This window comes from Pseudomonas sp. ZS1P83, assembly GCF_054897825.1.
In genome coordinates this window covers 178,478-199,208 of sequence record NZ_CM142706.1, presented here as the reverse complement: position 1 = coordinate 199,208, position 20,731 = coordinate 178,478, and the positions used below count along the sequence as shown (strand labels likewise).

General features: G+C 56.8%; 19 protein-coding genes and 1 tRNA gene. 12 read left to right on the top strand and 8 right to left on the bottom strand.

The genetic code is table 11. The annotated features are described in order from the left end of the window. The first annotated feature begins 8 nt into the window (after positions 1-8). The 5 genes from ACYZT0_RS00985 to ACYZT0_RS00965 all read left to right on the top strand — a co-directional run bounded on the left by ACYZT0_RS00985 (position 9) and on the right by ACYZT0_RS00965 (position 4,462). Entirely contained in the window at positions 9-938 is a 930-nt protein-coding gene (locus tag ACYZT0_RS00985; protein ID WP_462044261.1) for a permease, read from the top strand. Between the two features lie 24 nt (positions 939-962). Then, a complete protein-coding gene (locus ACYZT0_RS00980; protein WP_462044260.1) occupies positions 963-1,397 on the top strand; it encodes a hypothetical protein in 435 nt (144 codons plus the stop codon). Next, on the top strand, positions 1,394-2,602 hold the full coding sequence (locus tag ACYZT0_RS00975) for an SDR family oxidoreductase (RefSeq protein WP_462044259.1): 1,209 nt from the start codon (positions 1,394-1,396) through the stop codon (positions 2,600-2,602). The genes ACYZT0_RS00980 and ACYZT0_RS00975 overlap by 4 nt, the downstream gene beginning before the upstream one ends. Continuing rightward, positions 2,589-3,653, top strand: coding sequence for a hypothetical protein (locus ACYZT0_RS00970; RefSeq protein WP_462044258.1), 1,065 nt, complete (start codon positions 2,589-2,591; stop codon positions 3,651-3,653). The genes ACYZT0_RS00975 and ACYZT0_RS00970 overlap by 14 nt, the downstream gene beginning before the upstream one ends. Positions 3,654-3,778: 125 nt before the next feature. Continuing rightward, positions 3,779-4,462: a response regulator transcription factor gene (locus ACYZT0_RS00965; RefSeq protein ID WP_462044257.1), complete on the top strand. Its 684-nt coding sequence runs from the start codon at positions 3,779-3,781 to the stop codon at positions 4,460-4,462. Positions 4,463-5,140: 678 nt separating this feature from the next. Here ACYZT0_RS00965 and ACYZT0_RS00960 read toward each other — a convergent pair. Next, positions 5,141-6,046 carry a DMT family transporter gene (locus ACYZT0_RS00960; RefSeq protein ID WP_462044256.1) on the bottom strand — a complete coding sequence of 302 codons (906 nt, stop codon included), beginning with the start codon at positions 6,044-6,046 and terminating at the stop codon, positions 5,141-5,143. Between the two features lie 172 nt (positions 6,047-6,218). Beyond that, positions 6,219-6,842, bottom strand: coding sequence for a glutathione S-transferase family protein (locus ACYZT0_RS00955; protein WP_462044255.1), 624 nt, complete (start codon positions 6,840-6,842; stop codon positions 6,219-6,221). An 83-nt stretch (positions 6,843-6,925) separates the two neighbouring features. Here ACYZT0_RS00955 and ACYZT0_RS00950 point away from each other — a divergent pair, with 83 nt between their 5' ends. After that, entirely contained in the window at positions 6,926-7,771 is an 846-nt protein-coding gene (locus ACYZT0_RS00950) for a helix-turn-helix domain-containing protein (RefSeq protein WP_462044254.1), read from the top strand. A 605-nt stretch (positions 7,772-8,376) separates the two neighbouring features. Here the strand turns inward: ACYZT0_RS00950 and ACYZT0_RS00945 are convergent. Then, the gene (locus ACYZT0_RS00945) at positions 8,377-9,594 is read right to left on the bottom strand and encodes an MFS transporter (protein ID WP_462044253.1); all 1,218 of its coding nucleotides are present in this window, start codon (positions 9,592-9,594) and stop codon (positions 8,377-8,379) included. Between the two features lie 332 nt (positions 9,595-9,926). Between ACYZT0_RS00945 and ACYZT0_RS00940 the strand changes: the two genes are divergently transcribed. After that, positions 9,927-11,984: a methyl-accepting chemotaxis protein gene (locus ACYZT0_RS00940; RefSeq protein WP_462044252.1), complete on the top strand. Its 2,058-nt coding sequence runs from the start codon at positions 9,927-9,929 to the stop codon at positions 11,982-11,984. A gap of 116 nt (positions 11,985-12,100) precedes the next feature. Then, positions 12,101-12,177, top strand: a tRNA-Met gene (locus ACYZT0_RS00935). Positions 12,178-12,429: 252 nt separating this feature from the next. Here ACYZT0_RS00935 and ACYZT0_RS00930 read toward each other — a convergent pair. The 3 genes from ACYZT0_RS00930 to ACYZT0_RS00920 all read right to left on the bottom strand — a co-directional run bounded on the left by ACYZT0_RS00930 (position 12,430) and on the right by ACYZT0_RS00920 (position 14,912). Next, on the bottom strand, positions 12,430-12,732 hold the full coding sequence (locus ACYZT0_RS00930; protein WP_129441252.1) for a hypothetical protein: 303 nt from the start codon (positions 12,730-12,732) through the stop codon (positions 12,430-12,432). A 63-nt stretch (positions 12,733-12,795) separates the two neighbouring features. Continuing rightward, complete coding sequence (locus ACYZT0_RS00925) at positions 12,796-13,500, bottom strand: helix-turn-helix transcriptional regulator (RefSeq protein ID WP_462044251.1); 705 nt, start codon at positions 13,498-13,500, stop codon at positions 12,796-12,798. A gap of 302 nt (positions 13,501-13,802) precedes the next feature. Then, the gene (locus tag ACYZT0_RS00920; protein WP_462044250.1) at positions 13,803-14,912 is read right to left on the bottom strand and encodes a DUF2817 domain-containing protein; all 1,110 of its coding nucleotides are present in this window, start codon (positions 14,910-14,912) and stop codon (positions 13,803-13,805) included. Between the two features lie 164 nt (positions 14,913-15,076). Between ACYZT0_RS00920 and ggt the strand changes: the two genes are divergently transcribed. From ggt to ACYZT0_RS00905, 3 genes are all read left to right on the top strand, one after another. After that, entirely contained in the window at positions 15,077-16,909 is a 1,833-nt protein-coding gene (gene ggt / locus ACYZT0_RS00915) for a gamma-glutamyltransferase (protein WP_462044249.1), read from the top strand. A 276-nt stretch (positions 16,910-17,185) separates the two neighbouring features. Beyond that, complete coding sequence (locus tag ACYZT0_RS00910; RefSeq protein WP_462044248.1) at positions 17,186-17,488, top strand: type II toxin-antitoxin system HigB family toxin; 303 nt, start codon at positions 17,186-17,188, stop codon at positions 17,486-17,488. 3 nt (positions 17,489-17,491) lie between these two features. Further along, positions 17,492-17,863, top strand: a complete 372-nt coding sequence (locus ACYZT0_RS00905) for a helix-turn-helix domain-containing protein (protein WP_449643099.1) — start codon at positions 17,492-17,494, stop codon at positions 17,861-17,863. Between the two features lie 143 nt (positions 17,864-18,006). On the opposite strand, the gene ddlA is transcribed toward ACYZT0_RS00905, so the two are convergent. Next, positions 18,007-19,101: a D-alanine--D-alanine ligase gene (gene ddlA / locus ACYZT0_RS00900; protein WP_462044247.1), complete on the bottom strand. Its 1,095-nt coding sequence runs from the start codon at positions 19,099-19,101 to the stop codon at positions 18,007-18,009. 10 nt (positions 19,102-19,111) lie between these two features. Further along, positions 19,112-19,753, bottom strand: coding sequence for a LysE family translocator (locus ACYZT0_RS00895; RefSeq protein WP_462044246.1), 642 nt, complete (start codon positions 19,751-19,753; stop codon positions 19,112-19,114). A gap of 150 nt (positions 19,754-19,903) precedes the next feature. Between ACYZT0_RS00895 and ACYZT0_RS00890 the strand changes: the two genes are divergently transcribed. Then, positions 19,904-20,713, top strand: a complete 810-nt coding sequence (locus ACYZT0_RS00890) for an AraC family transcriptional regulator (RefSeq protein ID WP_462044245.1) — start codon at positions 19,904-19,906, stop codon at positions 20,711-20,713. The last annotated feature ends 18 nt before the right edge of the window (positions 20,714-20,731 follow it).

The window sequence follows — 20,731 nt, the reverse complement described above, 5'->3', positions numbered from 1 at the left end:
GAGCTCATATGTCCGATAACACAACCTTAACGCAGGGTATTCAAGCGTTCTTCGAGTTTCTACTCATGGACGGTGCCCTGCTCATTGGGCTTTTCCTGCTGGTCACCTGGCTTGTGGTGATGCTGCAACAACGTATGCCCTTTCAAGCGACACAAGGCTCGCTGCTTGGGTCCTCAGGCTGGCGGTCGGCATTTGTCGCCAGTGTTGGGGGCGTCATCACGCCCTTTTGCTCCTGCTCCACGATTCCCGTGCTGAGCGGCATGCTCAGGGCAGGCGTTGGCTTCGTGCCCAGTTTCGCTTTTCTGGTGGCCTCGCCAGTAGTGAACGAGGGTGTGTTTATTCTGCTGTTCCTCACTGTGGGTTTTGTCCCTGGCGCTGTTTTCATCATCGGCGGCCTGGCCCTGACTTCCGCTGCTGGTGTGGTAGCAGGAAGGCTCGGCCTGGCAAGGCACGTGACCATAACACCTGCCCCCAAGAGCAGTGCCGCCTTCCTGGGCCAGGGGATTCGAACTTGGCCCGGTTGGCAACCTGCGAGTCGATTCGCTTGGCTTGCAGCGAAGCAGGAGTTGCGGACGGTCGCGCCGTACCTGCTGATCGGTTTGTGCATCGGAGGTTTGATCTACGGTGCCGTACCGAAAGACACACTGATGAGCCTCGTCGATCGACTACCGGCCGGCTGGCTGTATCTGGCATGCGCCTTAGTCGGCGTACCGCTGTACATCTCTCCCATAGCAGCACTGCCAATCGGATTTGCCCTAATCGAGAAAGGGTTTCCAGTCGGACCGCTTGTGACCTTTCTGGTGGCGGCAATCGGCACAAGCCCTCCCGAGATCATGCTGCTGTTCAGGCTTTTCAAACTCCCACTGGTGATAGCCCACACGCTAACAGTCATTGTTTGCGCTCTGGTCCTTGGCCTGGCTGTCGCACTCGTGCTGTAACCATCTAAATAAAGAGGGCAAGACATGCTCAATTTTTTCAAAAAGACTTCGGACGCAGATATCACCCAAGTCAAACGCGCATTGGGGCCCGAAGCTATCGTGGTGCTCTCTGCAAGTTGCTGTATGCCAGGCACTACGCAGGTTGACGAACAGATCGAAGCGGCAGCACGTAACGCATTGACGCAGGCCAAGCTGGACTGGCCGGTCCTCACGATTACCGTGACTACTGCGCAATCGATCCTTCCGAAGCTATCCGCAGAGCTGAACGCAAAAGAAGGCGCGGTAGCCCAGCAAGTCACGGAGCTGTTCATGGCTCATGGTCTGAGTGCATTCCCGATCATCATTGTTGACCAGACTCTGGTCTCCTACGGTGGAGTGCCAGACCAAGCGATGATTCATAACGCACTGGTTGCAGCTTCTGAAACTAACCTTGGTCTCACGAGTGGAGAGGTCCGATGAAAACGCCTCTCCAGACCCCACGCCACGGAAAACGAGTCTTCCTAACAGGAGGTACGGGATTCCTCGGGGCACTCATGGCCGCTCAAGTGCTTAGCGATGGCTGGGCAGATCACTTGGTCATCCCGACCAGGCGAGGTGACCATAAGATTGGTATTCCAGAAGAAGTGCAGCGTGAGCTTCTGGCATTGGGAAGAAGTGCTGACGAATTCGAGAAAAAGGTGACCACTGTTCACTGGCAGGGTGCTGAAACGGCATCGGTAGAGCTGCTGGAGAATATGCTTCGCTCAGGAAAAGTGGACACGGTAGTTCACTGCGCAGGTTGCCTCGACTACTTCGATAATGAGGCGCTGCAAGCTCTGAACGTCGATTTCACTGCAAGGCTTACTATCGCTGCCAAACAAGCAGGAGTGAACTTCTTTATCTTCGTTTCTACGGCCTACTCCGCTGGCTACTCTGGAGGTGTAGTGCCAGAAACGGCGCTGATTGAGCCGCCGAGCGATCCTACCAACTACACGCTGACCAAGCGGGCAGCTGAGCGCGTAGTTGCTGAATGTGGCATTCCATTCCTTGTTGTCAGACCATCAATCGTGATTGGTAGCTCTGCTGATGGTCGCTACAGCGGTAAGCGCTATGGCCTCTATCAACAATGGATGGGTATCGAAAGGCTGCTCTCCGATCGCCATCATGCCGAACTGCATACAGTCGCTACGGACCAAGCGCTCAATCTCCTGCATCAGGACGTTTTCCAAGCCAGCATCGCAAGCGTATTTCGGTGGGTGCCCGAAGGTGAATACGTCAATCTGGTCGTTGACGATCAGACCAGTCCGTCGATGAAAGACCTATGGCGGCTGTTCTGCGAAGTCACGCGCCCCAAGACCGTAATTTTTTACGACAGCCTCCAAGCGATTGATCTAAAGGCCATCAACATTCGCCAGCGAGGCTACCTGACGTTCGCTCAGACCAACCTCGAAATCGGTGCCTACCCTTGGCAGTTCGACCGTCAGTGGCTCAATGCTTTGAGCCAGCGTGGCCTGAACTTCACTGAAACGACATTGAGCACACTGCAAATCTGCCAAGACCGATTTATACGTTCCTCTCAGCCCATCCAACGGTACCTTGAGCGCTTCGGCGCGGACCTGCCTGCTCGCACTGAGTACCGTGATCACCTCGATGCCTGGGACGTTTCCGCCAATGAACATGCTTGATACCGCGGCCATTCGACTGGAGCCTTGGCAACGTGAATTGATCCACACCGCTGCTATAGTGAACGGCGGTCTCGAGACAGATGAGCACTCTGACTCCACTCCTCATATCCTTTGGTGGGGAGGTGCGTATTCAGAGTTGCTGTCTATGTGTGTAGATAAGATGCGCGGCGAATTGATCATCGCTGATAGCGATCCGCGACGACTACGCAAAAGCGCCGCGATGATGGACAACGCTCGCAGCGTGCGCCTAATGGCGCTTTCTGATTTGTCACGTGATGCCAACGTTATTGAGCCACTACTCCAGGGCGCATTACTTCGTGACATCGATGGTTACATCGCATTGGAGGAGAAACTGCGATTTGGTGTTGAGCGTTCGCCCGCTGTTTCTGATGGCTGGGCCAGTCGAATCCTGATGGACTTCACCCTCAATCGTGTGGATGCTGAGGATGAAAAACAGGTATTGGGGGAAGCATTCCGCGCTTTGAACGTAACCGGTTGCGTAGTCTGCGCAGTACTTGTAAGCGATGAACCTTTAACCTCTCACCACACCGTCAGGTCCGCACCTGCCGGACCGCCCCTTCGGTTACCTTCAGAAACTGCTGTGATAGCTGCGTTCGAACAAGCCGGCTTCCATGGCATCACCTTCCATTGGTCGCCAACAGCAGCAAGCGCTATCGACAGAATTGGCGATGCTGAAGTACGCATGTGCACCGTCAAGGCATACAAAGGTAAACAAGGCCCATGCTGGGAGTTAGGACAAGCTGTTATCTATCGCGGTCCTTGGCTTGAAGTGCACGATGATGATGGACATGCGTATCGCCGTGGTGAGCGGGTCGCTGTATGTGCAAAAACATATGACCTGATGATGCGTGCTCCTTACCAAGGAGCCTTCCTCGGACTTCGCAGCATGAACGAACCACCGCTGGGTCAGGCCGCGCCTTTCGATTGCAACACTCCTGCTCTTCGAGATCCGAAGGTGACCAAAGGGCTGGCTCCTTTTCAAGGGGCTCAGGCAGCAGCTTGCTGCTCCACAGAAAGCGGATGTTGCTAGACAAGTACCAATCGGCCGACACCTGTCGCGAGGGATACCATTTGGCCATATAATCGAAATCAAAATTGCATCAGGTGCCTGAAACTGGGCACCTGATGTGCTTACATCGGGCAGGGAGAGCGAATATGGAAAGCGTCAGGAACAGTTGGCAAATGCTTCAAACAAGCATCAGAACGCCATCCTTTCTAGACCTGGACGTGGACTGCACTGCCATTGGTATCGCCTCTGTGAATGGCCCCGCCGTTCACTTCAAGAAAATCCTCTTTCTCGAAGGCGAAATTCACGAAGAGCCCGAAACTCTGCAGAGCCACTGTGCTTCGCTGCTCGCCCTATGGGCTGCAGTGAGAGCGCCTTCCTTGATAGACCTCGGCAAATGCACTTGCATAGGACGTCGCTTGCTCCTACAGGAGCCGACCCTTGGTAGAAGGTTTGCCGTCCACGCCACCCAACTCGACGAGAACAACCTTCTCTTTGCTGTCGTTAGTTCGACTAAGCGCTGGAACAACGTTGAAACTGCCAAAAGCCTAGTGACAGTACTAGTTCAACATGCTGCTCAAATTCACGCAGCTGACGATTTCCAACCTTGTATACCACTTGAGCAGATAGGCGCAGGGCTGGATTGGTATCAGTTTACGACCAGGGAGGTTGAAATTCTGAAGCTAGTAGCCAGCGGAATCAGCAACAAGCAGATCGCCCGGGAATTAGGCTCAAGCCCAAATACGGTCCGAAATCAGATCCATACGTTGTTCCGCAAGGCAGAAGTGACAAACCGAACAGAGTTGGCACTTAGAGTTGCCGCAACGATTTGATACAGGTGTTTACGATTTGCCGTCAGACGCTGCGAATGGCATTGCCGTTATCTTTGCGAAAGTAGGCAATGGTTCTGCGTTCCTGTGCGAATTTCAGGTCCGCTGATTGACCAAGGACTGGCAGACCTTACGTACAGCGCAGACTTCAAAATGGCACCTGCGTTTTTACACAGCCAGGGTCGACTCCGGCCGGTCGCGATCTAGTCGCTTCAAGTAGGGTCCTATTAGCAAAAGAACTTCGATGCTTGGTCAGGTATCCCAGCGTACCGAGAGCAACGCAATCGCGGTGAAAGCCAAGTCATACTCAGCTTCCAAAACCGGGCGCTAAACCGGGTATAAAGCTTGTTTAACCGTACTGAAATCTAGACTTTATAAGGCCTATACCCTGTGACTTCTGGTTTAACGTGTAACAGTGGCCGTGGATTTCCGCGGATCCGATAGACACAAAATCCCCGTAATCACTCGCTGATACGGGGATTTTTGCGTCTTAGGCTCACCATATTCCTCCATTGTGATCTGGGTTGTTGATGGGTACGGCTACCGGCGTATGACGCCTGATGCCAACTCAAGCACATCAAACGAGAGCAGGAAAATGCCACCCTCTTCGAAGTTGTGGCGAAAGATGGTTGCGGCTTCATTCCGCCAGATGCTCAAAGCTCTGGGGTGGAGCACCTTCTGTCAGGTCGCTTCGGGTAAAGGGTGCGCTTTCTCAGGCGGTTTGATTGAGCCGATGTAAACCGCAAAGACAGTCACCAGCGCGCCGCAAATCTGCAGCGTGGAGCTGGCCTTGCCGAGAAAGGTTACATCAATGAAATACGTGATCACCGGCTCCAGTAACAGGATCAGTCCGGCCAACCCCAAGCTGATGGCTCCGATCGAACGATTGACCAGCAACCAGCCGACAAACTGCACCAGTACCCCGTATATGATCAGCATCAGCCAGGTTTGCCCATCCACGATGGCCAAGCTTTCTCCAGTTGCCAGCGCGTATGTCAGCAGAACCAGTGCCGCCCAAAGACTCAAATTGAGCATCTGTGCGATCTTGTCACCCCCGCCGTCAGGCAACTGAGTGTTGATCTTCAGGAAGTACACGCAGATGGCATACGCCAGCCCCGACAGCACGCCATACACCACGCCCTTGATCCCTACCGCACTGGTCATCTCGGGTAGCAACAACAGATAGAGCCCAACAAATGCCAAGGTAATGGATACCAGGAAGTAGATCGAAGGTTTTTCCTTCAACAGGTACAACCCCAGTAGGGTCATGAAGAACACCTGGCAGTTGGTCAGGATCGACCCGATGCCCGGGCCGACGATATAGATGCTCTGGTGCCAGAGCACCAGGTCAATGGCCAAAAACACCCCAGCCAACGCGGTGTACAGTTGCGCCTTGGCGTTTTTGAGCAGCACCGGTGTTTTGCGCACCTTGAGCAGCAGGAAGAACAGGATCGAGGCGAACACCATCCGATAGAACCCTGCGCCACCCGCGCCGATATGGGCGAAAGCGACGGCTAGAGCAGACAGACTGAGCATCAGTCCACCGATGGTCAACTCAATGATTGCCCGATTGTTATTAGTCGACATGAGAAACCTCAGCGATAAAGACCGGTATTATTTTTATGAACACTCACAACTCCCCCGGGCAACAAACATCAGACTCGACAAAGCAGAAAAGCCCCAAAGGTCTTTTCTGCCACGCGCCCAAAAAAACAACTAACTTCTAATTGGCTTTAATAGTTAGCAGCAACACAACTCTTTAAACTTCTTGCGCGGCCAACTTCAACCATTGTTGTACCGGTGCATAACCCAGGATGTTTTCGACATAGCCCTGCAGTTGCGTAGGGATGGCAATACCATAACGACGGAAGCGGAACACCACCGGAACAAACATCGCATCAACAATGCCGAAGTCACCGCAGAGGAACTGTGTTGAACCACTCACCTCACGGAGCTGATTCCAGATAGCGAATACCCGCATGATTTCCTCTCGGGTCTCGGCGGTTAGGCTTTCTGGGATGTCACCGGTGTTCAGTCCAAACGACATCTGCGTGCGCAGGTGGGTGAAACCGGAGTGCATCTCTGCCGCAGCGGCTCGTGCCAGGGCCTTGACCCGTGAATCTTGGGGCCAAAGATTGGCGGCCGGATAGGTGCCGGCAATGTATTCGCTGATGGCTAGGCTGTCGTTGATGACGACATCATCAAGCAGCAGCGCCGGCACCTTGCCGGAAGGCGAGTGCTCCAGAATGCGCTGGCGGGTGTCGCTTTGTTCCAGTTTGATCTGAAGGGTTTCAAATGCAACATCCGCTGTCACAAGAACCAGCCACGCACGAAATGACCATGAAGACTTATTAAAATCCCCAACTACCAGTTTTGTAGACATCGCATCCCCTAGCTTGTGTGATGAAATAGGTGCTAAATTTAGCGACCTTTTTTTCATACGTATTGCACAAAACTGGACAATTCATGGACGAAAATCGCCGTCACAAAGCCCCTCAAAAAGACAAGGACTTTGTTCAATTCTGGCGTATACCCGAAGGCGACTGTGAGTTGCTATCAGCGCGTTACAGCACTCAATCTTTCGGCCGACATTCACATGACCGATACGCTATCGGCGTTATAAGTAGCGGTGTTGAAAAACTTTTTTATCGCGGCAGTTACTACATGGGGGTCGCTGGCAGTGTGGTCACCATTACCCCCGGGGAGATCCACGACGGCTTGCCAGGCCATGATGAGGGCTGGATGTATCGAATGCTCTATATCGACCCCGAATGGGTCAATCGGATAGTGTTTCAAGGGCGTTTTTCAGACGATCATATTCATCTTTTTCAAACAGCTCTGAGCCAGGCCCCCGACTTCGCCCGGACCTTTTTGCATCAACATCAAATCATTGAAAAATCCCCCTCCAGCCTTGAACGGGAAACTATCCTGCTGGATCTGGTGACGCAGCTCTTCGAGCGCAGCGGAGCGCCCATCGAACCCGTCAGTGCGGCTGAGCAGCACGCAGTGCAAAAGATCAAGAGGAAGCTCGAAGACGAGTTCGACAAACATCTGTCTCTGGAAGAACTGGCGCAATGGGTGAACCTTGACCCTCTTTACCTGATCCGGGTGTTCAAAAAAAGCGTTGGCGTCTCCCCCCACAGCTTTCAAATCCAGAAAAGAATCGCCCAGGTCCAAAAACTGCTGCGCACCGGATCCAGTCTCGCAGAAGCGTCATTCACTTGCGGCTTCTTCGATCAAAGCCACATGACCCGAGCCTTCAAAAAAGTAGTCGGCATCACACCCGGCAGTTTCCGCAAAAGCAGTACCTGAGCCTGTAACACAGCTCAACAAAAAGCCGCGTTTAGACACGGCTTTTTTGTGCCTGTTTTTTCGTGGATAAAACCAGCACAACAAATGCTATGGCGGCTCCTCTATCTCACACTCGGTACTTACTCCGATTGAAGAACATCGAAGACCCCGCCCCCACTACCGCGATTGCAGCATCATCATCCCCACGCAGGCCAACGCATACTGACTGTAGAGACTCATGGGCCTATGCTCCTTGGGACTTGATGATCATGGAAGACACCGAGCGCTGCGGTCCGATGTCGCCGCTGACTAGAGCGTCCAGACTGACGATGACATCGCCAGCGTGATAAGCCGGTAACTTGCACTGCTGACCTCAAAATGGGCCGATTTCACTTCCCCGAAATGGAGCGTCCTGAGACCGACCCGGTTACTGGGTGTGACGCTGAAACGCTGAAGACAATGCCGTGATGGGCGGTAAATTGATTCCTGTCAAACGCCACTGCTCGCATCGTTAACGAGTCTGGAAAGGCGCGAAGTGTCCACCAGGATAGTGATTTGCGCGAATAGCAATCACGGCTGTTGACGCCCGTTTCAACATTACTCGTTTCTATACCGGTCGGTCCGGGTCAGACTTTTTTGGTCCGTGGCAAGAAGATCGCCAACACCCCGAACAACGGCAAGAACGAACACAGGAAGTACACGTATTCGATGCCGTGGATATCCGCCAAATGCCCGAGCAACGCTGCGCCAATCCCACCGAAGCCGAACATCAGGCCAAAGAACACCCCGGCAATCATCCCGACGTTACCCGGCACCAGTTCCTGGGCGTAGACCACAATGGCAGAGAACGCCGACGCCAGAATGAAACCGATCACCACGCTCAACACACTGGTCCAGAACAGGTCCACGTGGGGCAGCAACAGGGTGAACGGTGCGACGCCGAGGATCGAGAACCAGATCACCGCCTTGCGCCCAATCTTGTCGCCGATCGGCCCGCCGAAGAAAGTCCCCGCCGCTACCGCACCGAGAAACAGGAACAGATGCAGCTGCGAGCTGGCCACCGTCAGGTCGAATTTCTCGATCAGATAGAACGTGAAATAACTGGTGAAACTGGCCATGTAGAAATACTTGGAGAACACCAGCAATCCGAGTACCACTAATGCGCTGATCACCCGACGTTTCGATAAGCCGTGAGTGGCCGCCTGACCTTGCTTAAGCTTGAACAGGCTCAAGTGATTGGCGTACCAGCGGCTGATGCGGTAGAGCACGAACAGCGCGAACACGGCGAACAACCCGAACCAGGCCACCTGGCCCTGACCGCAAGGAATAATGATCGCTGCGGCGAGCAACGGCCCAAAAGCCGAACCCGCATTACCTCCCACTTGAAAGGTCGATTGCGCCAAACCGAATCGCCCGCCCGAGGCCAGCCGCGCCACGCGAGAAGCTTCCGGGTGAAAGGTCGAGGAGCCGATACCGATCAACCCGGCCGCCAGCAGAATCATCGGGAAACTGCCCACCATTGACATCATCAGAATGCCGATCAACGTGCAGACTGTCCCGGCCGGTAGTAGCCAGGGTTTAGGGTGTCGATCGGTGTGATAACCCACCCATGGCTGCAACAGCGAAGCCGTCAGCTGGAACGTCAAAGTAATCAACCCAACCTGGGTGAAGGTCAGGCCATAGTTGGTCTTGAGCATCGGATAAATCGACGGCAGCACCGACTGGATCAGGTCGTTGATCAAATGCGCCAGCGCCACGGCGCCAATGATGCGCATGACCAATGGGCTGCTTTGTGAAGTCGCGGACGCAGACAGAGTTTCGGTCTGGACATTGCTGATAGCCATAAGAGTTTCCGTACAACAGATGGGTGCACACAGGCAGGTGCGTCAATGTGCCATTTTTCAGTGCATCAGCGCCATCCCCTTAGCCTGCTAACGACCTCGACTTTCATCGCCGAAAAGGTGATAGCGCAACGCCATGGTCTGAATCTTGCCTCTGTAATCCGCTTCACCGCGGCCCCTTACAAAGGGGACCGAGAATGGGAAGTTTCGCCACAGAGTCGGCCTACAGAGCTGACGAGGGTGAACTTTCGAGGCCTTTTAAAAGGGCACACGTCGCGGCCGCAACGGTCTCGACGCACGCCGATGGTGCGTGGTGTCCAGAGGAGTTTTGGGGCATGCAGGCTTTTTTATCACCGGGGATCGGGTTGCTGGGCCGTTTTGGTTTCGCACGCAAATTTCAGCTGTTGTTTCTGCTGTTTATCCTGCCGCTGACGGGCAGTCTGTGGATGATCGGTCAGGACTATCGCGACAAACTGAACCTGATCTCCGGCGAACGCGCCGGGGTTCGGCAACTGCTTGCCCTGGATGCTCTCGACAACCTGCTCGCCGCCCAGCGTGACCGCGCGGCTCGCTGGCGCGCCACAGAAACCAATCGCCAGCCGACGCCAGCGACGATCGCGGCGATGGCTGCTTTCGATACGGTTCAGCCCGCCGTCACCCAAGCCACTTCGGACCTCGGCAACGCACTGCAAACCGAAGGCGCCGAGGGCGAAACCCTGGCCCGTTATCAAACCCTGCAAACAGCCCTCAACGGCCTGGACTCGAAAAGCCTGAGCAGCGTCGGTTGGTGGCCGGACGGTTACGATCGTTTCACCAATGCCTTGAGTGCCCTGCAAGCCTTGCGCGAGCAGATCGCCATGGATAATCGCCTGACCCTCGCACCGTGGCTGGAAACTTACCTGCTGACCCAGATCTCCACGCAGCACGCGCCAGACCTGATCGAACGAGTCGGCCGCCTCGCCAGCGTCGGCCAGGCATCAGTGGTATCAGGACAGTTCACCCTGCAAAGCCGTCTGCAATTGCGCGACTTGCGCAGCCGCATCGGCGATGCCCGGGAGCAGCTTGTCAAAACCGCGAGCCTGCTGGAGGCGCGGCTGCCCAGTGCGTTGCAAGCCTGGTCCGGGCAATACCATGACAGCCTCAAGCACCTGGATGCAGCGTTGAAAGCCCTCGATGACGGCGTGTTCGGCGGCAGCATCAAGCTCAAGCCGGAAGAGTTCGAACGCAATCTCGACGCCCTGCTCTCCGATTTCGCTGCGTTGCGTCAGCAGTCGCTGGTGTCGCTGGATCAGCGTCTGGATTACTACCACGGTTCGGCCATTCGCCAGTTCATCCTCGTCGCGACAATTTTTGGCTGCCTGCTGCTGGCCGCTCTGTACCTGTTCATCTGCTTGCAAGCCTCGATCCGTCGCAGCGCCAGCGGCATCACCCTGCTGGCCGAAGCATTGCGTGACGGCAATCTGAGCCTTCAAGTACCGGTGCAGGGGCGCGACGAACTGGCCGCCATCAGCACCGCCCTCAATGTCGCGGTAGTGCAGCTGCGCAACAGTCTGCTGGGGGTTGATCATGAAACCTTGCAGCTGAGCAACGCGGTGCGCACCCTCAACCATCATTCCAGCGGTGCCTTGGGGGAAGTCGAAGCTCAGCAGCTGCAGATCAGCCAGATCGCCGCGGCCGCCACACAATTGGCCGCCACCTCGCAAGGGGTTGCCCAGAGTTGTGAACAGGCCTCCGGCAGCGCTCAGCACACCCAGCGCATCGCCGCCGACAGCAGCCGTGACAGCCAGCGCACGACGGCAAGCATTCAGCAACTCAATCAGCGCTTGAACGACACCGCTGCAGCACTGGGCCGGGTCAGTGAGCAGGGGCAGCAGATTCAATTGGTGGTGGACACCATTCGCGGGGTTGCCGAGCAGACGAACCTGTTGGCACTTAACGCCGCCATCGAGGCCGCTCGCGCGGGTGAGCAAGGTCGCGGTTTTGCGGTGGTGGCCGACGAAGTGCGCAGCCTGTCGCAACGCACCCAGTCCTCCACCGCGCAGATTGCCGGCACAGTCGACAGCCTGCGCAACACGGTGAACGAAGCGGTAAGTTTGATGGAAGCCGCGTGCGGGCAGGCTCAATCCGACGCCCAAGCCGTCACTGGCCTGGGCGAACGGTTGGGGGAAATTGCCAGTGCCGTGCAAAGCGTCACCGACACGCTGGCGCAGATCGCCACTGCGGTCGACGAGCAAGCGACCACCGCCGACGAAGTCAGCGGCAACATCCAGCAAGTCGATCAGGCGGCGGTACGCTTGCTCGAAGGCGCGCGGGCGGTGAACCTGGCGGCGGACACCTTGAGCCAGGGCAGCAAGGCATTGAGTGCCAATACCGGGAGATTTCAGCTCAGTTGACGCCCTCCCCTCGCCCGGTTTTTCGGGTCAGCTGGATAAGCGGTTGAAAGCGTAGAGAAATATTTTAGATTTACGCTTGACACATCATCGTTACGAGCCAATAATGCGCGCCACTTGGCTACATAGCTCAGTTGGTTAGAGCATAGCATTCATAATGCTGGGGTCCGGGGTTCAAGTCCCTGTGTAGCCACCAAGTACCTGTTTACAGATGTCTCCATGAGTCTCTAAACAACCTCAAGAAGCCCGCCTAGTGCGGGCTTTCTTGTTTCTGGCTATCTCTCCCTGTCTCTCTCTATACCTTCCCTCCGTGTATCCCCTGCGTATCCTCGACAAATAATTGAACCGAGGGGATACAAGCCCAAATAAAGCGATCCGAGATAAAACGCCGCCCCCTTTCCGATACCGCATTGGCGCGAAGGGAGCCTAAGAGTAGGGCGCTGAGCTTCTACTCAGGGTAAAAATGTCCCATGAACGTAAGCGCTTCAATCGCCTGGGCGTAAGGGGCAAATCTCGGATCTCCACCCTCGAATGCCTGTGCGACTTTCTGAGCATTTTCAAGGTTGTCCCATTTAGCCAAGTCAGCGAAAACACGGCCTTGTGGTTCGGGACAATAACCTGAGAACTCAATCAACCCATCAAACCCTTTGAGGGTTTCCCGAAGCATCAGCCGCAACTCAGGCATTTGGCTTTCGAAGCCTTCCTTGACGGTAAAGATTGCTAGCTCGAGTACATGGCTGTTCTGCGTCATATGTCACTCCAATTGTGTGGTGAGGAGCGACCAGTATCTTGGGGTCGTACTGACACCGTACTGTCAGTGCTTGAGAGGTTGTTGGGCCGCCCATTGATCAGACTGAAACTGCATGTATGACCGCAGGTTCCATTGCGCCTCAAGCTTCTGTCCATCCTTCATGATCTGCAGGCTTCGTATCCGGTCAACTCGAAAGTCTCTGTATGCCTTTCTGGACGTACACCATGTTCCGACAGTCCACTTTCCTCCCCAGTAGAAAAGGCCCAAGGGGAACACCGTCCTGTGCGAGATCTCTTCACTCAAGCTGAAATATGAAAAGTGGACGGCTCTCGCCTGCTGAATAGCGCGGTGGAGATCGTCCAAATATCGTTGGTCTGGTGTGACGGGCTTAGCCCTCAACGCGCGGATATTGGAGAGTGATGGTTCTGTATTGCGAAACGGCAATACCGCAGCAACTTTGCTCAACAGCGTCCTTGCAGAAGAAGCGAGTTCAGTGCCTGCTGAATTTGAAAGCATCTCAACGCCCAACATCAGCGCGTCGAGTTCATCCTGGGTGAGTGTCAGAGGCGGTAACTCAAACCCTTCGTGCAGAGCATACCCAACGCCAGCGACGCCATAGAGAGGAATACCGCTCACAGACAGGTCGTCGATATACCGATAAATCGTGCGGACTGAGACCCCGATACGCCCTGCCAAGTCTTCCGCTGTAATCGGCTGATGTACCCGGATCAGGTTTACTACCTGGAATAGCCGATCTGATTTACGCATGTACTGAAGGACCAATGTGCTCGAGTTTAGGAAGGGCGTTGCCATCGCCTCCGACGCATCCCATGTGTCGGGCGCATCTCGTCTGCGGGGCACTGGAGTGAATCAAAACCTGCTCTACTCAGAGCTGAAGTGTTCATTCTCCCCCATTTGGGGAAACAACCCCATGGAAGGCTCGCGTCAAGTACCGGCCGGCATGTTTTCGCGGTTTCACGCACACCCTTCACGCACCTTGAAGTGCGCGAACTTTCCGTAGGAGCGAACTGTGGGGCGTGCCCCTACGCCGAGCCACTCAAGAAGTCGCATCAGGAACAAATCGCCGGCAACGCTGACAACGCCCGCTCCCATATCTGCCAGGTACGCAGCCAGGCCATCGCCTGCCAGTCGCTGTCAGCGGGATAGAACTGCTCAAGCAGATTCAGTTTTATCGCGCGCCCCACGCCATCATTTGGATTGCCGTGCAGGTGCAGCCAGTGATCGTCGCGCAGATGACGATGAACCTCGGCGCCGGGATACGTCCCGCACTCAATCACAAACGGCATCAACCGCACGTGCGGGAGCGCATTGATCAACGCCTGCGAGGTGTAGCCGGTGGCGGTGGCCGCAACACCGGTTTCGCTCAGCGTGTCGGCGCCGGTCAGCAGCGTGTAGAGCCACGGGCCGTAAATGGCCTGCGCATCTGCAAGCGCTGGATAGGCTGCCTCGGTAATGGTCAGCAACATCGGATGACCATACTCCCCGGCGCCGGTGTGCAAGTCGAAACACATGGCCACTTCGGCATGGGAGACATGCTTTTGAAGGATCTGATGCAACGTGCGGTTCGACCAGCTCGGTGCCCGTCCGCCGTAAAACAAACCATCGGGATGACAGTGCTGGCCGCCCTCGACAATCGACATCACCGCTGGCCAGCCGTGTTCGCCGATCTGCGCATTGAGCAACGCATCGGCGCGATCACGCTCAGGGCCTTGCAACTCCGTGCAGGCATAGATTTCATGCAGCGCTGCATAGGCTTGGTTATCCGGCAATGCGTGGTCGAAATTCAGGTGATTGCGATTCAGGTCGATGTTGTCTTCGTTGACTCGACGCAGCCACGCAGTGCCCCAGGGATTGATCAGGTGGATCATCACCACCGCGACATCGGCCGGCAACGAACGCTTGCCCAACGCCTGCAACCACTTGATCTGACATCCCGAACCATAGAAACCTTCAACGCCGTGAGTGCCGCTCAGCGCAATCAGCAAACGCTTCGCGCCCGGATCACCAAGCACCGCCACACCGGTGCTCAGTGACTCACCGAACGGCCCGTTGAGTGGATGCGGGTACTCGGTCAGCGCCGCACCGGCTGCGGTCGCAGCGGCCAGGAATTGATCACGCTGAGTGCGGTAACTTGGCTGCGTGGGGAACTCGGTCTGCATGTCTGCCTCTTGTTGATCTTCTGGCCAGTCTGTTGCCTCGACCCTACAGAAAATCCTCCACTTCACGAAGGACGAAAGTGTCTTTGCTGTAGGCCTTGGTTTGCGTCGCTCCCTGTCGGCCGATAAAGTCCCCTGATCTTTCCCACGGACGGAGTGCCCCCCACGTGTTCTCAGCCTTCCACTCGAGCCACTATCGCCTGTCAGCCCTTTCGCTGATCGCTGCTGCTTTAACCCTCGCAGCCTGTAGCGCCCCGACCACTTCGACGTTGCCTGTTGCGCCGGAAATCGCTTCGGGTTATCGCGCCGATCTGCAGACCCAACACGCCTCAAAACACATGGCAGCCGCCGCCAATCCGCTGGCGGCCGAGGCCGGACGGGAGATGTTGCGTCAGGGCGGTTCGGCAATCGATGCCGCGATTGCGATGCAGGCCGTGCTGACGCTGGTCGAGCCGCAATCCTCGGGCATTGGCGGTGGCGCGTTGATCGTGCTGTGGGATGGCAAGGCCGTGCGCGCTTATGACGGTCGCGAAACCGCCCCGGCCGGCGCCACCGAGAAGCTTTTCCTGCAAGCCGATGGCAAACCGATGCCCTTCACCCAGGCGCAGATTGGCGGTCGTTCGGTGGGGACACCGGGCGTGTTGCGGGCACTTGAGTTGGCCCATCAGAAACACGGTCGCCTGCCGTGGGCGCAGCTGTTCGAACCGGCCATCAAACTCGCGGAGCAAGGCTTCGCCATCTCGCCACGCCTTCACCAGCTGATCGCCTCGGACTCGTCCGTGCGAAGCTCGCCGGACATGGCGGCCTACTTCTTGAATGCCGATGGCAGTCCGAAAGCCGTCGGCACCGCGCTGAAAAACCCGGCACTGGCCGCTGTGTTCAAACGCATCGCCAAGGAAGGACCGGATGCGTTGTACAAAGGCCCCATCGCACAAGAGATCGTCGCCAAGGTTCAGGGCCACGCCAACCCTGGCAGCCTGTCGCTGAACGACCTCAACGGCTACAACGCCAAGGAGCGCGCGCCCCTGTGCACCGACTATAAACGCTGGCAGGTCTGCGGCATGCCGCCACCGTCGTCGGGCGGGATCGCCGTGGCGCAGATCCTCGGCACCTTGCAGGCCCTGGAAACCCATGACCCGAGTTTTGCCCTGGCGCCACTAAAGCCGGTCAAGACAAACAAAGCTGCGGGCATCGAACCGGCGCCTGAAGCCGTGCACCTGATCTCTGAGGCCGAGCGCCTGGCCTACGCCGACCGCGCGCTGTACGTGGCCGACGCAGACTTCGTGCCCGTCCCCGTCAAAGGTCTGGTGGACCCGACATACCTGGCCAGCCGCGCCGCGCTGATCGGGGATCGCAGCATGGGCACGGCCAAACCCGGCACCCCGCCGGGCATTCAGGTCGCCTACGCGCCGGATCGCTCGCCGCTACGCATCTCCACCTCGCAAGTGGTGGCGGTGGATGACGAAGGCGGCGCCGTGTCCATGACCACCACCGTGGAATCGGCTTTCGGCTCACACCTGATGGTCCAGGGCTTCCTGCTCAACAACCAGATGACCGACTTCTCGTTCATCCCCGAAGAGAACGGCCAGAAGGTCGCCAACCGCGTCGAACCCGGCAAACGCCCGCGCTCGTCCATGGCACCGACCCTGATTTTCGACCGCCAGAGCGGCGAATTCCTCGCCAGCGTCGGCTCCCCCGGCGGCTCGCAGATCATCGAGTACGTCGCCAAATCCGCCATCGGCCTGCTCGACTGGAACCTCGACCCACAAGCCGCCATCAGCCTGCCCAACTTCGGCAGCCGCAACGGCCCGACGGAACTGGAACAGGGGCAGTTCAGCCCGGCGCTGATTCAGGCGCTGAAGGACAAAGGGCACAGCGTCAACGAGATCGACATGACCAGCGGGACCCAGGCGATTGTTCGGGTGAAGGATGCGCAGGGGAAAACGTCGTTGGCGGGAGGGGCCGACCCGCGGCGTGAGGGAGCAGCGTTGGGGGATTGAGTCTTACGCAGGAATGAGTAAGGGCTTACCGGGAGGTAGGCCTTTTTTTATGCCTGACTAATCCTGATCGGCCACTTCGCGCAGCCTTTTCCTACCCACAAATGACTGCTTCTTAGATAAAGTTTGAAGATCAGTTTTTCCCAATTCTGCGTCTGCCCCAACTCATCAAATCAGCTGTCGGCAGTGCTTGATTACCGAAGTCGAACTCACTCCTCCGCACATCGGATGCGCCTCCAAAGACTTGTATCAGTCCCACGACGGGACTAGGATCACTCCATGAGAATCATCGCTATCAGTCAGCTAAAAAGATTTTGGGAGAAACACCCGGATTCGGAGCAATCTTTTCTGGCCTGGATTGATGAGGCAAAAAATGCTGAGTGGAAAGCGCCAACGGACATAAGGGCGCACTTTGCTACCGCCAGTATTCTCAAAAGCCGCAGAGTCGTGTTCAACATCAAGGGCAATGACTTTCGGTTGGTAGTCGCTGTGGCCTATCGCTTCGGCGCCGTGTACATAAAATTTGTCGGCACTCACAAGCAGTACGACACGGTCGACGCTAATACCGTCGAGATGGAGTAACCCATGAACATTCGCCCCATTCACACCGACGAGGACTACCGTGCAGCCCTCAAAAACGTGTCAGCGTTGTTCGACAACGAACCAGAGCCTGGCACCCCCGAGGGTGATTACTTCGACATTATGATCACGCTGATCGAAGCCTATGAATCGAAGCGGTTTCCCGTGGACCTGCCCAATCCAATCGATGCGATTAAGTTTCGTATGGAGCAGTCCGGCCTGTCTGCTGCAGACCTCGCACCCGCCATTGGTCGCACAAACCGAGTGTACGAAGTACTCAATGGCAAACGTGCATTGACACTTCCGATGATCTGGAAACTTCACGATCTATTCGGGATACCCGCGCAGAGCCTGATCAAGCCGGTAAAGCAGGCTTGATCAGGTGCCAGTCGACTCTTGAAAATGCATCAACATGACCCACGGTGCCTTCACCAGCGCGATTGCGCCCCTGCCGACAGCCAGACGTTACGTGCACTGACCTTCATGACGTGTCTCCTCGAATAATTATTGTTGTATTCAGCCTAGCGAGAGATCTTCAGCGCCTGCCGCGCCTTATGCTTCTCCAGCGCCAGTTCGATCAATCGGCTGACCAGCTCGCTGTAAGACATACCGGTGGCCTGCCATAGCTTGGGGTACATGCTGATGCGGGTGAAGCCGGGCAACGAGTTGATCTCATTGATCAGCACTTCGCCGCTCTCGGTCAGGAACACGTCCACACGCGCCAGCCCCGAACAGCCCAACACCTGAAACGCCTCGACGGCCAGGGCACGAATGCGTTCGCTGGCCTCGATGCTGATGTTGGCGGGCACCACGACTTCCGCTGCTTGAGCGTCGATGTATTTGCTGTCATAGGAATAGAACCCGCTGCGCACCACAATCTCGCCACAACCGCTGGCGATGGCGTCTTCATTGCCGAGCACCGCGCATTCAATCTCGCGGCCACTGACGGCGGACTCGACCAAGACTTTCTCATCGAAACCCAGTGCCAGCTCTACCGCTGCCGCGTACTCGGCTTCGTCATTCACCTTGCTCACGCCCACGGAAGATCCCTGGTTCGCCGGTTTGACGAACAACGGCAAACCGAGTTTGCCTTGCACCTCGGCAAACCCGGTGCGCGTCGCGGTGGCGCGGGTCAGAGTGACGAAGGGCGTGACCGCCAACCCGGCGTCACGCAACAGGCGTTTGCTGATGTCCTTGTCCATGCAGACGGCCGAACCGAGCACGTCGGAACCGACAAACGGCAGATCGGCCATGCGCAGCAGTCCTTGCAGGCAACCGTCTTCGCCCAAGGTGCCGTGGACGATCGGGAAAATCACATCGACGTGACCCAGCAGTTCCTGACTGGAAGTTTCCACCAATTGCTGACTGACCTTGCCCGGCACGACGGCCAGCTCGCGGTTGGACCGGTTGAGGGCGATCAGCGCCGGGTTTTCCTGATTGAGCAGGAAGTTTGAAGGGTCGTTAAGGTGCCAGTGGCCTTGCTTGTCGATGCCGATCAACACCGGCTCGAAGCGCGAACGATCCAGCGCGTCGACGATGTTTTTCGCCGATTGCAACGACACTTCGTGTTCAGCCGAACGGCCGCCAAAAATAATGCCTACCCGCAGTTTGCTCATTCAGAACTCCTCAACGATTGGCTAACAGATGCGTCCCGAACAGTAAGTAGCAACTGCCGGCAAAGCGATCCAGCCATTGACGCGAACGATCATAAGCACCCGCGAACCGACGGCTGGCAAACAGCAGTGCCACGCTGCAATACCAACTGAATGACAAGGTCGCCATGGTCAACACGGCTAGCGCCAGCAACATCGGTGGCGGTGAAGCCGGCATGGCAGTGGCGAAAATCGTTGCGACGAATAGCGCTGCCTTGGGATTGGTCATGTTGCCCACAAAGCCCCGGCCATAAGCCGATAACAGCGTGCGACCTGCCCCATTCAGCGAGCGGCTGTCGCCCGGCACACTCGGTGGTTTTCGCTTGAACTGCTTCAAACCCAGATAGATCAGGTAACAACCGCCCGCAATTTTGAAACTCAGATAGAGCGTCGGCGCAGCGCTGAACAGCGACTTGATACCCAAACTACCCGCCACCCCCCAAAGCACGGCCCCCGTGGCCACGCCCAGTGCGGCGACAACGCCATGGCGTCTGGAGCAACTGGCGGCCAGTTGTGCGGTGTTGAAGAAGTTCGGCCCCGGCGTCACCACCGCGACCGTCCATAACAGCGCCAACGACAACAACGGAGCAGCGTAGCTCAGGTGGGATAATTCCATGATGTGGGGCGCCTTCGTGGCTTAAAAAATATGCAACACCTTGCAACATTAGTCCGGGATTTTCTACCCGCCGGGAGATTCTATGGGCAGCAGACAGGCGGCTGGTCAGTGGGGTAACGTATTGCGCAACGAGCACAAGGCAACAACACCATGGCCAAGCACATGCCTCCCATCGACTGGTTCCACCGCGCGCCCGACGTCGGCGGGCTTCAGCGTTTCGAAGCGTTTTTTGCAGGCCACGGTTACGACCTTCACCGCCACGACACCTATGCCATCGGCCATACCCTGGCCGGTGTGCAGAGTTTTCAGTACCGCGGTGGCTGGCGCCACAGTCTGCCGGGCGGGACCATGGTGCTGCACCCGGACGAAGTTCATGATGGCGAAGCCGGCACCGAGACCGGTTTCCAATACCGAATGATGTACATCGAACCGGCGCTGATCCAGCAGATACTCGGCGGTCAGCCGTTGCCGTTCATCAAGACCGGACTGTCGACCGATCCACGTTTATTCGCCTCCACCGCCGTGCTGCTGCGAAGCCTCGATTGCCCCCTCGATCCACTGGAAGAACAGGATGCGCTGTTCGATCTGGCTCAAGCCTTGAACAGCGTTTGCGGAGTGCCTGCCACCCGCCAGAGCTTCGACTACGTGGCAGCCGAACGCGCGCGGGAATTCATTCACGGCGCCCTGGATCGCAGCGTGACGCTGGAAGAACTGGCGCAACACAGCGGTCGCGATCGCTGGAGTCTGTCGCGGGATTTTCGCCTGTTGTTCGGTACCAGCCCTTATCGATACCTGACCATGCGCCGCCTCGACCTGGTCCGCTCGCTGCTGATCCAGGGCGAGTCACTGGTCAGCGCCGCGCTAATCGCCGGCTTTACCGATCAAAGCCACATGACCCGGCAGTTCAGCAAAACCTACGGCCTGTCGCCGGCCCGCTGGATGAAAATGCACCGCCGCTGAGCCACGCACAATCGTTCA